Origin of the sequence: Nostoc sp. NMS9 (genome assembly GCF_017114995.1) — a bacterium.
GTDB lineage: Bacteria > Cyanobacteriota > Cyanobacteriia > Cyanobacteriales > Nostocaceae > Nostoc.
Genome location: NZ_JABXKL010000054.1, coordinates 49,071 through 61,925 on the forward strand (window position 1 = coordinate 49,071; position 12,855 = coordinate 61,925).

General features: G+C 41.4%; 14 protein-coding genes. 10 read left to right on the forward strand and 4 right to left on the reverse strand.

Annotation, left to right across the window (positions count from 1 at the left end; all coding sequences use genetic code 11):
• The 4 genes from HWQ40_RS16685 to HWQ40_RS16700 all read left to right on the forward strand — a co-directional run.
• On the forward strand, positions 1 to 1,817 hold a 1,817-nt coding region (locus HWQ40_RS16685; RefSeq protein WP_292779663.1), incomplete at its 5' end, for a DUF4912 domain-containing protein.
• A 185-nt stretch (positions 1,818 to 2,002) separates the two neighbouring features.
• Complete coding sequence (locus HWQ40_RS16690) at positions 2,003 to 4,033, forward strand: FAD-dependent oxidoreductase (RefSeq protein WP_292779665.1); 2,031 nt, start codon at positions 2,003 to 2,005, stop codon at positions 4,031 to 4,033.
• A gap of 300 nt (positions 4,034 to 4,333) precedes the next feature.
• On the forward strand, positions 4,334 to 4,660 hold the full coding sequence (clpS, locus tag HWQ40_RS16695) for an ATP-dependent Clp protease adapter ClpS (protein WP_292779667.1): 327 nt from the start codon (positions 4,334 to 4,336) through the stop codon (positions 4,658 to 4,660).
• Between the two features lie 11 nt (positions 4,661 to 4,671).
• Positions 4,672 to 4,995 (forward strand): DUF2103 domain-containing protein, encoded by a 324-nt coding sequence (locus HWQ40_RS16700; protein ID WP_292779669.1) that lies wholly within the window; start codon positions 4,672 to 4,674, stop codon positions 4,993 to 4,995.
• A gap of 41 nt (positions 4,996 to 5,036) precedes the next feature.
• Here HWQ40_RS16700 and HWQ40_RS16705 read toward each other — a convergent pair whose 3' ends face one another.
• The 4 genes from HWQ40_RS16705 to HWQ40_RS16720 form a co-directional block, all read right to left on the reverse strand.
• Entirely contained in the window at positions 5,037 to 5,357 is a 321-nt protein-coding gene (locus tag HWQ40_RS16705; RefSeq protein ID WP_292779671.1) for a hypothetical protein, read from the reverse strand.
• A gap of 814 nt (positions 5,358 to 6,171) precedes the next feature.
• Positions 6,172 to 6,600 carry a hypothetical protein gene (locus tag HWQ40_RS16710; protein WP_292779673.1) on the reverse strand — a complete coding sequence of 143 codons (429 nt, stop codon included), beginning with the start codon at positions 6,598 to 6,600 and terminating at the stop codon, positions 6,172 to 6,174.
• A complete protein-coding gene (locus HWQ40_RS16715; RefSeq protein ID WP_292779675.1) occupies positions 6,597 to 7,451 on the reverse strand; it encodes an FAD-binding domain-containing protein in 855 nt (284 codons plus the stop codon). Before HWQ40_RS16715 ends, HWQ40_RS16710 begins: the two co-directional genes overlap by 4 nt.
• 56 nt (positions 7,452 to 7,507) lie before the next feature.
• On the reverse strand, positions 7,508 to 7,645 hold the full coding sequence (locus HWQ40_RS16720; RefSeq protein WP_292779677.1) for a hypothetical protein: 138 nt from the start codon (positions 7,643 to 7,645) through the stop codon (positions 7,508 to 7,510).
• An 11-nt stretch (positions 7,646 to 7,656) separates the two neighbouring features.
• On the opposite strand from HWQ40_RS16720, the gene HWQ40_RS16725 reads away from it, so the two are divergent.
• The 6 genes from HWQ40_RS16725 to HWQ40_RS16750 all read left to right on the forward strand — a co-directional run bounded on the left by HWQ40_RS16725 (position 7,657) and on the right by HWQ40_RS16750 (position 12,843).
• Positions 7,657 to 9,018: a serine/threonine-protein kinase gene (locus tag HWQ40_RS16725; protein WP_292779679.1), complete on the forward strand. Its 1,362-nt coding sequence runs from the start codon at positions 7,657 to 7,659 to the stop codon at positions 9,016 to 9,018.
• Positions 9,019 to 9,495 (forward strand): WD40 repeat domain-containing protein, encoded by a 477-nt coding sequence (locus HWQ40_RS16730; protein WP_292779774.1) that lies wholly within the window; start codon positions 9,019 to 9,021, stop codon positions 9,493 to 9,495. It begins immediately after the preceding gene.
• Positions 9,496 to 9,647: 152 nt separating this feature from the next.
• Positions 9,648 to 10,127: a thioredoxin-dependent thiol peroxidase gene (gene bcp, locus HWQ40_RS16735; RefSeq protein ID WP_292779681.1), complete on the forward strand. Its 480-nt coding sequence runs from the start codon at positions 9,648 to 9,650 to the stop codon at positions 10,125 to 10,127.
• A 74-nt stretch (positions 10,128 to 10,201) separates the two neighbouring features.
• Positions 10,202 to 10,858, forward strand: a complete 657-nt coding sequence (locus tag HWQ40_RS16740) for a type I restriction endonuclease (RefSeq protein WP_292779683.1) — start codon at positions 10,202 to 10,204, stop codon at positions 10,856 to 10,858.
• 193 nt (positions 10,859 to 11,051) lie between these two features.
• Positions 11,052 to 11,678 (forward strand): type I restriction endonuclease, encoded by a 627-nt coding sequence (locus tag HWQ40_RS16745; RefSeq protein WP_292779684.1) that lies wholly within the window; start codon positions 11,052 to 11,054, stop codon positions 11,676 to 11,678.
• 7 nt (positions 11,679 to 11,685) lie between these two features.
• Positions 11,686 to 12,843 carry a cysteine desulfurase family protein gene (locus HWQ40_RS16750; RefSeq protein WP_292779686.1) on the forward strand — a complete coding sequence of 386 codons (1,158 nt, stop codon included), beginning with the start codon at positions 11,686 to 11,688 and terminating at the stop codon, positions 12,841 to 12,843.
• Positions 12,844 to 12,855 lie beyond the last annotated feature (12 nt).

The following is a 12,855-nucleotide window of genomic DNA, read 5'->3' on the forward strand; positions in this document are numbered from 1 at the left end:
CAGCCGAAACAGCTATTGGTTTGGTAGATGCAGATGAAGAAAGCAGTATTGTGCTCACACCAGATACTTATACATCGGCTCATGTCTCTTGGGAGATTTCCGCAGCCAAGAAAGCAGAACTGTGGCAACAAGGTGGTACTCAATTGGTAGTGCGGCTGTATGATGTGACTGGTATTGATTTGAGCTATCAAAGTCCGCAGGTGGTACAGCAGTATGAATGTGCAGAGACAGCACACGATCGCTTTGTAGAAATTCCCCTCAATGATCGCGACTACATAGCTGAAATTGGCTATATCGCTTATGGCGAACACTGGTTATTCATTGCCCGTTCTGCAATTGTTCGTGTCTTCAGTCCTGTGAAGCCAGATCCCATAGTTGATGATGTCGCAATCCCAGCCGAAACAGCTATTGGTTTGGTAGATGCAGATGAAGAAAGCAGTATTGTGCTCACACCAGATACTGATACATTGGCTCATGTCTCTTGGGAGATTTCCGCAGCCAAGAAAGCAGCACTGCGTCAACAAGGCGGCTCTCAATTGATAGTGCGGCTGTATGATGTGACTGGCATTGACTTGAGTCATCAAACTCCGCAGCTTGTAAAGCTGTATGAATCTGAGGAAACAGAAAACGACGGATTGGTGGACATTCCCCTCAATGATCGCGACTACATAGCTGAAATTGGCTATATCGCTGATGGTGATCGCTGGTTATTCATCGCCCGTTCTGCGATCGTTCATGTCTTCGGTTCTGTGAATCCAGATCCCGTAGTTGATGATGTCGCAATCGCAGACAAAACAGATGTTGATTTGGTAGATGTCCAACAAGAGAGCAGTATTGTCCTCACACCCCGCACTTTCCAATGGGCTGAAGTCTCTTGGGAGATTTCCGAAGCTAAGAAAGCAGCACTGCGACAACAGGGCGGTTCTCAATTGGTAGTGCGGCTGTATGATGTGACTGGAATAGATTTGAGTTATCAAAATCCTCAGTTTGTCCAGCAGTATGAATGTGAAGAGACAGCACACGATCGCTTTGTGGAAATTCCCATCAGCGATCGCGACTACATAGCTGAAATTGGCTATGTCGCTGATGGCGATGCCTACGGCGGTAAACTACGCTGGTTATTCATTGCCCGTTCGGCGATCGTTCGTGTCTTTAGTCCAGTGCCTACAGATTCGACAACAGATCCCACTGTTGAAAATGTAGCATTACTAAGCGAAACAGCTGTTGGCTTGGCAAATGTAGAAGCAGAAACTGTCCCAGAAGAGAGCAGTATTGTCCTCACACCCCGCACTCCCAAGTGGGCTTATGTCTCTTGGCACATTTCCAAAGCTCAATCTGAAGCACTGCATCAACAAGGCGGTTCCCAATTTGTCGTGAGGCTCTATGATGTAACCGGGATTGACTTGAGTTATCAAAGTCCCCAGCTTGTACAGCAGTATGAATCTGAAGAAGTAGCACGCGATCGCTTTGTGGCGATTCCCGTGAGCGATCGCGATTACATGGTTGAAATTGGCTATATTGCTGATGGCGATCGTTGGTTACTCATCGCCCGTTCCGCTAACGTTCGGGTTTTCAGTCGTGCCTACGGAGACTTCTGGTTCGTGGCTGATGCTGAGTTAATTATTCACGGAGCAACTCAACCAAATACCAGCGTAAACATTGGTGGTCATGCCATCAAAATCAAACCCGATGGTACTTTCCACCTACGTCTCCCCTTTTCAGATGGTTTAATGGACTATCTGATAACGGTAGCTGCTGATGGAGAATCCACCAGAACTATCCATAAGAAGTTCTCTCAGGAAACTTCCGAAAGCTAACATTACTTGAGTTATCCCCTCTAACGCTATTCTCCCTTTTTAGGGAGTGTAGGAAGAGGGGATTTTATTATGCCAATTTTTCTGCTAACTTTCGTTTCTGTTGCTCTGGAAAAATTGCTTGAATTAGACATTTCAATGCTAACGTCTACAAGGTGACACAGGATTTGGAGTGGTTTTTTTTAACTATGAAACATAGACACAAAGTAGCTTTTAGCTTAACATTGCCGATCGGTCTAAATCTAATCTCTAGCTTAGTCGCATTTGATCGGGCCATCGCCGTACCACCAAGAACCCCAGACAAAAGTGTAAATTGCGAGATTTTAGTTGTGGGTGGTGGACTTTCTGGTGTAGCCACAGCTTACGAGGGTTTGCTAGCAGGGCGAACAGTTTGTCTCACAGAAATTACTGATTGGTTGGGAGGACAAATTTCTGCTCAAGGGACATCTGCGTTAGATGAACGCCCAACTCAACGAGCTCTCAAATTCTATTCTCGCGGCTATCTGGAATTACGAAACCGCATTGGGCGTAAATACGGTAAGCTTAACCCCGGTGACTGCTGGGTAAGTGAATCTTGTTTTCTTCCCCGCGATGCTCACACTATTTTGACCCAGATGCTTAAAGATGCCGAAAAGCAGGGCAAAGGGAAGTTGCAATGGTTTCCCAACACAGTAATTAAGGATTTGGAAATCGCTGCTGATGGCAAAATAATTAATAGTGCGATCGCAATCCAACATCAACCACCAAAAGGCGCACCACCTCTCAATACTTTTACGTTATCTCAAAGTATTGAAGATGCTTATCGCTACGAAAACTCATCTCGGTTTACTAAAACTATTGTCCGTTTCATCCCCAAGGCAGCGAAAGAGGATGCTCCTAAATGGTATGTCGTAGACGCTAGCGAAACTGGAGAAATTATCGCCCTTGCTGATGTTCCCTACCGATTAGGTATTGATGCCCGTTCTTACCTAGAACCTTCTGCTTCTGGCGCCAACAATGACCCCTATTGCCCTCAAGGCTTTACCTACACTTTTGCAATGGAGGCCACTAAGGAACCGCAACCGCAAACAATGCCAGCATTTTATTCTCGATATGCACCCTATTTCAGCTATGAATTGAAGCGACTGGCTAACTTTGATTTAGTTTTTACCTATCGTCGCATTTGGAGTCCAGACAAAGGGAAACCAGCAAAATTTGGCGGTGTAAGTTTTACTGCGGCTACACCAGGGGATATCTCAATGCAAAACTGGACTTGGGGTAACGACTACCGCCCCGGAACTGGTCAGGATAACCTAATTTATACCCGCCAACAGTTACAAGCTACTGGACAGTTAGAGCCAGGGGGTTGGATGGGAGGACTGCGGACAGAAACCCTCCGCAACGCTGAAGAAAATGCCTTATCTTTCTATTACTGGTTGGTAGCTGGGACTACAGATTCTCAACTAGGGGATGGTGTCAAGCAGCAGCAACCCAATAACCGCTTTGTTTCCGGTTTAAATTCGCCAATGGGGACAATACATGGCTTATCAAAATATCCCTATATGCGAGAAGGACGGCGGATCATTGGCCGCCCCAGTTGGGGACAATCCGAAGGCTTTAGTATTGGGGAAATTGATATTTCCCGCCGAGATTATAATGACGAATATTACTCAAAGACTCTGCCAGCAGATATGTATCGTCGGCTACGAGCAGCAGTTGCAGGTTTAGAAGCAATATCAGTAATTGACGGTAAAATTCCACCAGACAAAGCAATGCGACGGACTCGTTCTACCATCTTTCCCGATGCTGTGGGTATTGGTCACTACGCCATAGATTTCCATCCTTGCATGGTGAATAGTCCCCCAGAAGCCCCTGGGAACACAGAACGTCCAGGCGAAAGACGTGGTGCGGGTCAAGCTTATCCCTTCCAAATTGCTTTGAGGGCGATGATTCCCCAGAAAATTGATAATTTGCTCGTAGGTGGTAAAAGTATTGCGACTAGTCACATTGCTGCTGCTGCCTATCGAGTACACTCATTTGAATGGTCGGCTGGCGCAGCTGCGGGAACAGTTGCTAGTTTTGCACTCAAAAATGCGATCGCACCTTACCAACTAGTTGATGACTTACCCAAACAAGAGCCACAACTAGAAGCACTCAAACGGCTTTTGCAACAAAATGGCAACCCTACCGCCTTCCCAGATACATCTATTTTTAACGAAAACTGGGATAATTGGAAATAGATTGTCATTGGTCATTTGTCATTTGTCATTGGTCATTGGTCATTTGTCATTTGTCATTTGTCATTTGTCATTTGTCATATCAAGTCCGGTTAATCACTTATGATTACCGAATCTGTGCAAAAATCCCAAAAGCCTCTTCCCCCAGCAATAACTGCGGTCTAAATGATAAGTTTTTAGCCGGACACGATATCATTGGTCATTGGTTAAGGACAACGGACAAATGACAACAGACAACTAAACAATGAACTAAACTAATTACTTATAGTGTAGTTTTGTAAAATTATCTTGACTAATTGTTTTATGGTTATGACATTTTCAGCAGATGTTTACGGGATGTCCACAGCACCAACTATAGCTCCTGAACGGTCTAATCAAGTTATCCGTAAGACTTATCCGAATTACAAAGTGATTGTATTAAACGATGATTTTAATACATTCCAACATGTAGCTGAATGTTTGATGAAATATATTCCGGGGATGAGTGGCGATCGCGCGTGGGATTTGACTAATCAGGTACACTATGAAGGTCAAGCGATCGTCTGGGTCGGGCCCCAAGAACCTGCGGAACTCTATCACCAGCAGCTGCGCCGAGCAGGTTTGACAATGGCACCTCTAGAAGCAGCTTAAGCTTAATTATTATGGGCAAACCCTCCGTAGATCCCCTCCGCACGGCTTCACAAAAAGCTGCCAGACTGGTTTGGAATCACTCAACACACCTTTCTGGTCTTATCCCCATTTTAGAACGTCTTTGTCAGCAGGATGGTATCCAAACTGTGACGCCGGGAGTGATTGGGCGGTCAAAGGGTCACTGTCCAAAAATGCAACTACGCATCTCAGTACCCATTCGCGGCGGCTATAAAGTCATTGCGCGGCAGGGGAAAACGGTACAAGAGGTCTTTATTTTAACAACTTTACCCCAGGATCAACTAGAAGCTGCATTAGCGATCGCCATGAGATGTTAATCATGCCCCATGCCCCATGCCCAATGCCCCATGCCCAATAACTATTCCTCAACCCGATGCACTGCAAATTTGTGTAGTGGCAGACTAACGATGCAAGAAAAAGTTAAGAAATATGACAAAGCCGTAGTTATTCTCAAAGTCATGAGTATAGATTCCCAGTCGGGTAAAACCATTTTTTCTATGCCAAAAGCTACACAGTAAACTAGCCAGTAACTAAAGCTCATTCTAAATAGAATTCGCTCTGTTTCTTCCACATCATTTGTTTGCTGCTTACCATCCCACAGTAACAACAGTCCAATAATGCAAGCGACAAAGGAAACAGCAACTACAAATTCGTGACAAAATATATTTAACGAATGCATTTGTGTTTATTCCCACATTTTTTCAGTTGAAACTCAGTCTAAAGGAATATTCCTTGCAGAGATACAAATTATTTACAAACCTCAATAGATTCAATACTGCTGAGTGAAAAATCTCACTTGCAACTCAGCACTCGTAACTCCATTAACCTGCAAGACTAGTTGCCAAAATTGAAGCGTTTGCAACAATTGCTCCTTCATGTATAAGAAACCTTTAAGTATTTACCAGAAATGTATAACTAATTGCTGCAAAGGCTTAATACTTTGCAACAATTGCTCCTTCATGTATAAGAAACCTTTAAGTATTTCCCAGTAATGTATAACCAATTGCTGGAAATGCTTAATACTTTGCAACAATTACTTCTTCATGTATAAGAAACATTTAAATGATTGCAACACTTGTTGTAATTAACTTATGAGTTAATTTTACTTAAAAAATCAAAATCTTTTAAGTAAAATTAACTGCCCTCATCCCCCAACCCTTCTCCCAAATCGGGCTACACCCCCCTCTAACTCCCCCGATGCCTTGGGGGAGAACTGGATATTTCCCCCCTTTGCAAGGGGGGATTAAGCAGGGTGGTTTCATACGAAAAAAGAAAAATACATAAGTCTTGATTTCTCGTTTTGTGTCCAGGTTTTTTCCCTCACTTCCATTCCTCTCCGCCACGGGGAGAGAGGCTTTGAAACCCAGTTTTAGTTTTTCTCTGCTTGTATGAAACCACCCTGCTTTGCAAGGGGGGATTAAGGGGGGTAAATCCAGGGTTTGGGCTTCATTACCAAGATGTGTGTACACCGTAGCCCAAATTGGCAGAGGGATTTAGGGTGAGGGCTTTTGATAAACATAATTTTGAGCCACTTTCCAATAGCGCGAGAACCGTTTCAAGTCAATATAGCCGTCATAGTCAAAAAATGGTTCGACTTCTAACACTTCCACTGCTATAGAACGCTCAATTTGATTACAGATATCATCAAACCGGGGGCTGGGACTATCGGCTGTGACAACTAAATTGGCATCATGTTCTTGAGCAAAAGCTAAAATTTCTTGTGCTACATTGCCACGACGAATAACAACAGGTAACTCTAGCAAACATTCGTAGATAAAAGTCAGACGTTTAAGACTCAATTGCCATTCCTCTATCAAAGCCTCATCCCAAACCCAGATAGCTGGAGCATCGGGGTATTTTTGCAATGTGGGATTATTTGGACTGAGGCAATCTCCATGTACCCAAACAATTGGTTTATTCATTTTTTACCTTTCTTTCCCCGTTGCCAACTTTGGCTATTAGGTTGTTTGCTAAATTCGCCTTTGGGAAAAAGTCGCTGTTCTAAATCTTCATAACTGCCTTCAAAATCACAATGACCATAAAAGGAGCATTTCTGACAATAAATGCCTTTGGTGTAGCGTTCTAAGTTTTCACGGTTGAAAAAATACGGTTTATGACTAAAAGTGCTAGCAACCCACTGCCATGACATATTATTACTAGCAGGATCTCCATCTAAAAGATGTTCAAGAAACCATTTGGCTCCTGCTTGCCAACGAATACGCCGCCAATGGATAATGTAAGCCGCTAGCCACATTCGTGCGTGGTTATGTAAATAGCCAGTTTCTCTCAAATCACCACTGAAACTGTCAATACAAACTCTGCCTGTAGTTGCTTCTCTGATATCTTGCGGCAATTCGGGTGCATATTCGCCCACAGTATAACCAGTTTTGTACTGTTCCTGGTCTTGCCAGATTTCATCCCCTAACTTCATATACAGCCGTTGCCAATAGTCGCGCCAACCTAACTCATTAATTAGTTTCGTAGCTTCATCTTGATTTTGTACCTGGTCAAGGACGTAATCTCGAATTTCTCGCAAACTCAAAACGCCATAACGGATATAAGGCGAAAGACGCGTGACCCCACCTGTGAAGAAATTACGTGTTTGGGCGTAGCGAAGGGGATCGATTTTTTGCAGCGCTTTTTGTGCCGCTTTGCGTCCCCCTAGAGTTTCGCTAATGTGGTCATCGCGTTCTGCGGCACTTGGGAATTGTTCGCGCAGGTAGGCAACCAACTCATCGCGGTTGGTAAATTGGCGTTGCATATCTTTAGTCATGTGAATTTTGAAGAGTAAGAATAGATAAACAAAAATACTTGTAGGTTAAGTCATTATTATCGCGAATAAATATAAGCGATCGCTCTCACCCTGATGAGAGAACTTAAGCAAAGATGAATGAGTGCGATCGCATTGATGCCTATTTTCTCCAGCTTATCAGTAAGTAAAGCTAAGATATCAGATAAATCTGTCACTTTTCAAGACGATGAGCCTGTGCATCAATCCTAACTGCCAAAATACTGATAACCCTGATAATTTACTACGCTGTCAAAGCTGTGGCTCTGAATTGCTGCTAGAAGGGTGTTATCGAGTAACACGACATATAGGCAAAGGTGGCTTTGCTAAAACATTTGAGGTAAGTGACAGTGGCAAGCTAAAAATTTTGAAGGTTCTTATACTCAAGGAAGCTAAAGCAGTATCACTTTTTCAGCAAGAAGCTGAAGTTTTAAAGCGACTAAATCATCCAGGAATTCCTAATGCTGAGGAATATTTCAAGTTTTTTCCTCAAAATAGCCAAGAGGCAGTTCATTGTTTAATAATGGATAAAATTGATGGAGAAAATTTATACGAATGGTTAGAAAAACGTGGTAATCGTCCCATCAGTGAAAAGCAAGCAGTCTTTTGGTTAACGCAGTTGACGAATATTTTACACAAAGTACATCAGCAGCAGTTTTTCCATCGGGATATAAAACCTTCAAACATTATGCTAACTGCTGATGGACAGTTGGTATTAATCGACTTTGGTATAGCACGGGAAATTACCGGAACCTATGAGAAAAAACAAGCAGCAGGTCAAATCACAAAATTTGTTTCTGATGGCTATGCTCCATTAGAGCAAATCAATGGTCATGCTGTTCCGCAATCGGATTTCTTTGCTTTGGGTCGTACTTTTGTCCATTTGCTGACAGGAAAATATCCTCTTGATCTGATGGATGACCCGTATGGCGATCCATATACTGCTGATCTAAACTGGCGTGTTGAGGCTAATCAGATATCTCCTTTGTTAGCAGATTTTATAGATCATCTAATGATGCGATCAGTAAAGGATCGCCCAGCCAATACCCAAGCAATATTGGAAAGGTTGGTAGAAATTAATGAAACTTTATATCCCGCGAAATTAACGAAATCAGAGTCTGTCAAACCATTACCAACAGTCAATGGGCAAATATTTTTTTTAGAACGCACTCTTGGTAGTTGGTACTCTGGACATTCTGACGTTGTTCGGACTTTAGCAATTAGTCCAGATGGGCAGACTTTGGTTAGTGGAGGTGATGACAAGACAATTAAAGTATGGAACCTGTATAGTGCTGAGGAAATTAAAACCATTACACCGCATTCAACACAAGTATTTGTTCTAGCAATTAGCCCAGACGGGCAAACTCTAGTTAGTGATAGTGACGACCCAGAAATTAAGTTATTTAGCATGACAACTGGTCAACCAATTCTTACAATAACTGGGCATTCAGAATTTATTACTTCTTTAGCAATCAGTCCAGATGGACAAATGTTGGTTAGTGGCAGTCATGATAAAACAGTAAAAGTTTGGAATTTGCATAATGGAAAATAAATTAGTACTTTAGCTACATATTCAGAGCATGTGACTTGTGTGGCAATCAGCCCTGATGGTCGTACTGTAGTTAGCGGTAGTGCAGACAAAACAATACGGATATGGCCAAAACGCATTCTAACCGGGCATTCAGCGTGCATTAATTGTGTTGCCATTAGCCCAGATTCTCAAATACTAGTTAGTGGTAGCGATGACAAAACAATAAATGTATGGAACCTCAATACTGGGGAGAAAATTTGTACTCTTGTAGGACATACAGGACTAGTTTTGAGCGTAGCATTCAGTCCCAACGGTAAGAATTTAGTGAGTGGCGGTGATGACGGAAAAATTAAACTTTGGGATCTCAGTACTAAAGAAGATATTTGCACTCGAAATGGGCATTCAGGTGATGTAAATGCACTTGTATTTAGCCTTGATGGACAAATTTTTATCAGCGGTGGTGGGGACAATATGATCAAGATGTGGCGAATATACTAGCTTGAGACTAGATTCACAGACCTATTTATGTGAATTGAGAAGTTACTAATTAATTTTAGACACTGATAAATAAGAAGGATCGCTCAATCTATGTACAATTTTAAAGCGATGTCTACGACGAGCTACGCTTACGCAATCTCTCACACCTCATCATGAACAACATTCCCCAAGTCGGACAACCAGCGCTAGATTTCTCTACTCCTGACCAAAATGGCAATGCAGTCACTCTCGACGACCTCAGCAGTCAGTGGGTTGTCCTCTACTTCTACCCCAAAGATGACACACCCGGTTGTACCACCGAAGCGAAAGATTTCACCGAGTTGTATCAAGACTTCAGCGAACTGGGAGCAAAAATCTTAGGCGTAAGTCCAGATTTGGGTAAATCTCATTGTAAATTTATCAGCAAACATAACTTGTCAATCACCCTTTTAAGTGACCCAGAACATATTTTAACAGAAGCCTACGGTGCTTGGCGCTTAAAAAAATTTATGGGCAAAGAATATATGGGTATTGTTCGCTCAACTTTTTTAATTTCACCTGATAAAATTATTGTCTATGCTTGGCCTAATGTAAAAACAAAAGGTCATGCTCAGGCAGTTTTAACTAAATTGCAGGAATTAGCAGCCACTTAATGCAACTGGATGCTAGAAACTGCTAGCGTGATAATTAAAGTCAGGAATTAGACTTTTTGCAAGTTTAAATAAACATGATTCAAGTCATCCAAGCCCAAAATGTCACTCTTGCCTACTTAAAGAAAAAATTTGCTCTATACAAATCTGAAGATGAGCAATTTTTTACAGAGTGGTTTGACTACATCCCTGAAATGTCTGAATTAGAAAAGCAATATTTAGACAGAGTTAAAAATAACTATTTCAACGTCCTTGAAAATGCTCCTCTTTTAGAAGAAGCAGTAAAGTTGGTAGTGTTATCTCCATTGCTAGATTTAGCTGGTTTTTATCGTCCTCCTTTTTATATCGCTACAGAAGAAAGTATAGAGATTAGCGAACAAGTTATCATTGATAATGAATTAAACGCCGAACAAAGTAAAGAAATCATTAAAGGTAAAATTGATGTCTTGGTTCTCCAAGAGCAGCTATGGTTACTGATAATTGAATCTAAGAGGTCTAGTTTTTCCTTGGCAAAGGCGATTCCTCAAGCTTTGACTTATATGTTGGCAAATCCTCAGCCTGAGCATCCTGCATATTCCTTAGTAATGAATGGAGAAGATTTCCAATTTATTAAGTTGATAAAACAAGATAAACCAATGTATGCTTTATCTGATAAATTCACTTTATATAAACATGATAATGAATTATATAAAGTTTTGAATATATTAAAAAAAATCGGTCAAGTTTTAAATTAATTATCTTTGCTCTTTCTATATAGTCGTATGTCAAATTTAAATTGATAGGTAAGCAACTTCGTAGTAAGGACTTCAGTCCTTATTTCCTAAGCACTAAAGTGCTTACTACAAACTCTCAAAACTATCTTGACAGACCATTAGGTTAATACTGTAATAGTGTCATAATATTGATATAGCATCTTTGAAATGAATTATGGTTCAATTTATCCAAGCACAAAATGTCGGGCTTGCCTATTTGGAAGAAAAATTTAGTCTACAGCTAGCCGAAGATGAGGCATTCTTCAGAGAATGGTTTGAAAATTTACCGGAAATTACAGATTTAGAAAAGCCAGATTTAGACAAAGTAAAGCTTCATTTCCTCCGTTTAGTCAAGCGTCCCCCTTTGTCAGAAGAAACGGTGAAATTAGTAGTTTTATCTCCTTTACTCAATTTAGCTGGATTTTATGATGAGCCTTTTTATATAAGAGGCGAACAATCAATAGAAATTTCTGCGGAAGATGAAGGAGAAATTATTAGAGGTAGAATTGATGTTTTAGTTATTCAAGAACAATTCTGGTTGTTAGTAATTGAATCTAAAAGGTCTAGCTTTTCTCTTTTAGAAGCCATACCTCAAGCACTTGTTTATATGCTTGCTAATCCTAGTCAAGACAAACCTGCTTTTGGATTAGTAACAAATGGTAGTGATTTTATTTTCCTGAAACTTACCAAAGAAAATCAGCCAAAGTATGCTATGTCTGACCAATTTACACTTTTGAAACGAGAAAGTGAACTGTATCAGGTTCTAAGTGTATTAAAAAATTTGACTCAAATTTTGAGTTAATAAAATTATGTCTATTCGTCCTATATACCTTGATTGTTACGCTACTACACCCGTAGATGAACGAGTACTACCAGCAATGCTCCCCTACTTCACAGAAAAATTTGGCAACCCAGCAAGTATTAGTCATGTTTATGGTTGGGAATCAGAAGCTGCTGTAAAGCAAACGCGAGAAATTTTAGCAGCAGCAATCAACGCCACACCAGAAGAAATTGTCTTTACGAGTGGTGCAACAGAAGCAAATAATTTGGCTATAAAAGGTGTTGCCGAAGCTTATTTTAAAAAAGGTCAGCATATTATTACTGTTGCCACTGAACATAGTGCAGTAATTGATCCTTGTAATTATTTAAAAAGTCTTGGTTTTGAAATTACTATTCTCCCTGTCCAAAAAGATGGATTGATTGATTTAACTGAGTTAAAAAAAGCTTTACGTCCTGAGACAATTTTGGTATCGGTGATGGCTGCAAATAACGAAATTGGCGTGTTACAGCCTTTGGCAGAAATTGGGGAAATGTGCCATGAACACCAAATCCTATTCCACACAGATGCCGCCCAAGCTATTGGTAAAATTCCCTTAGATGTGCAAGCGATGAAAATTGACTTAATGTCGCTAACAGCACATAAAGTATATGGGCCCAAAGGTATTGGAGCGCTGTACGTCCGCAGACGCAATCCCAGAGTGCAACTGGCTCCTCAGCAGCACGGCGGTGGACATGAACGGGGGATGCGTTCTGGTACATTGTATACACCACAAATTGTCGGCTTTGGGAAAGCTGTAGAAATCGCTTTGGCTGAACAAGAGACAGAAACCCAACGCCTCACCCAGTTAAGACAAAAATTGTGGGAAAAGCTTTCGCAAGTTGAAGGAATTCATCTTAACGGACATCCTCAACAGCGATTGGCGGGAAACTTGAATATCAGTGTTGAGGGAGTGGATGGAGCCGCACTTTTGCTAGGATTACAGCCAGTAATGGCAGTTTCTTCTGGTTCTGCTTGCTCGTCAGCAAATACTGCACCTTCCCATGTTCTTACAGCATTGGGACATTCAGAAAAGCTAGCTTATACCTCAGTAAGGTTTGGTATTGGACGGTTCAATACAGAAGAGGAGATTGATATTGTGGCGAAACACGCGATCGCTACCATTCAAAGTTTACAAAATAAACGGTAAGCATGAAAGCTA

Coding starts and splice junctions, on each gene's coding strand:
- HWQ40_RS16690 (WP_292779665.1), top strand. CDS start 2,003: ATGAAACATAGACACAAAGTAGCTTTTAGCTTAACATTGCCGATCGGT.
- clpS (WP_292779667.1), top strand. CDS start 4,334: ATGGTTATGACATTTTCAGCAGATGTTTACGGGATGTCCACAGCACCA.
- HWQ40_RS16700 (WP_292779669.1), top strand. CDS start 4,672: ATGGGCAAACCCTCCGTAGATCCCCTCCGCACGGCTTCACAAAAAGCT.
- HWQ40_RS16705 (WP_292779671.1), bottom strand. CDS start 5,357: ATGCATTCGTTAAATATATTTTGTCACGAATTTGTAGTTGCTGTTTCC.
- HWQ40_RS16710 (WP_292779673.1), bottom strand. CDS start 6,600: ATGAATAAACCAATTGTTTGGGTACATGGAGATTGCCTCAGTCCAAAT.
- HWQ40_RS16715 (WP_292779675.1), bottom strand. CDS start 7,451: ATGACTAAAGATATGCAACGCCAATTTACCAACCGCGATGAGTTGGTT.
- HWQ40_RS16725 (WP_292779679.1), top strand. CDS start 7,657: ATGAGCCTGTGCATCAATCCTAACTGCCAAAATACTGATAACCCTGAT.
- bcp (WP_292779681.1), top strand. CDS start 9,648: ATGAACAACATTCCCCAAGTCGGACAACCAGCGCTAGATTTCTCTACT.
- HWQ40_RS16740 (WP_292779683.1), top strand. CDS start 10,202: ATGATTCAAGTCATCCAAGCCCAAAATGTCACTCTTGCCTACTTAAAG.
- HWQ40_RS16745 (WP_292779684.1), top strand. CDS start 11,052: ATGGTTCAATTTATCCAAGCACAAAATGTCGGGCTTGCCTATTTGGAA.
- HWQ40_RS16750 (WP_292779686.1), top strand. CDS start 11,686: ATGTCTATTCGTCCTATATACCTTGATTGTTACGCTACTACACCCGTA.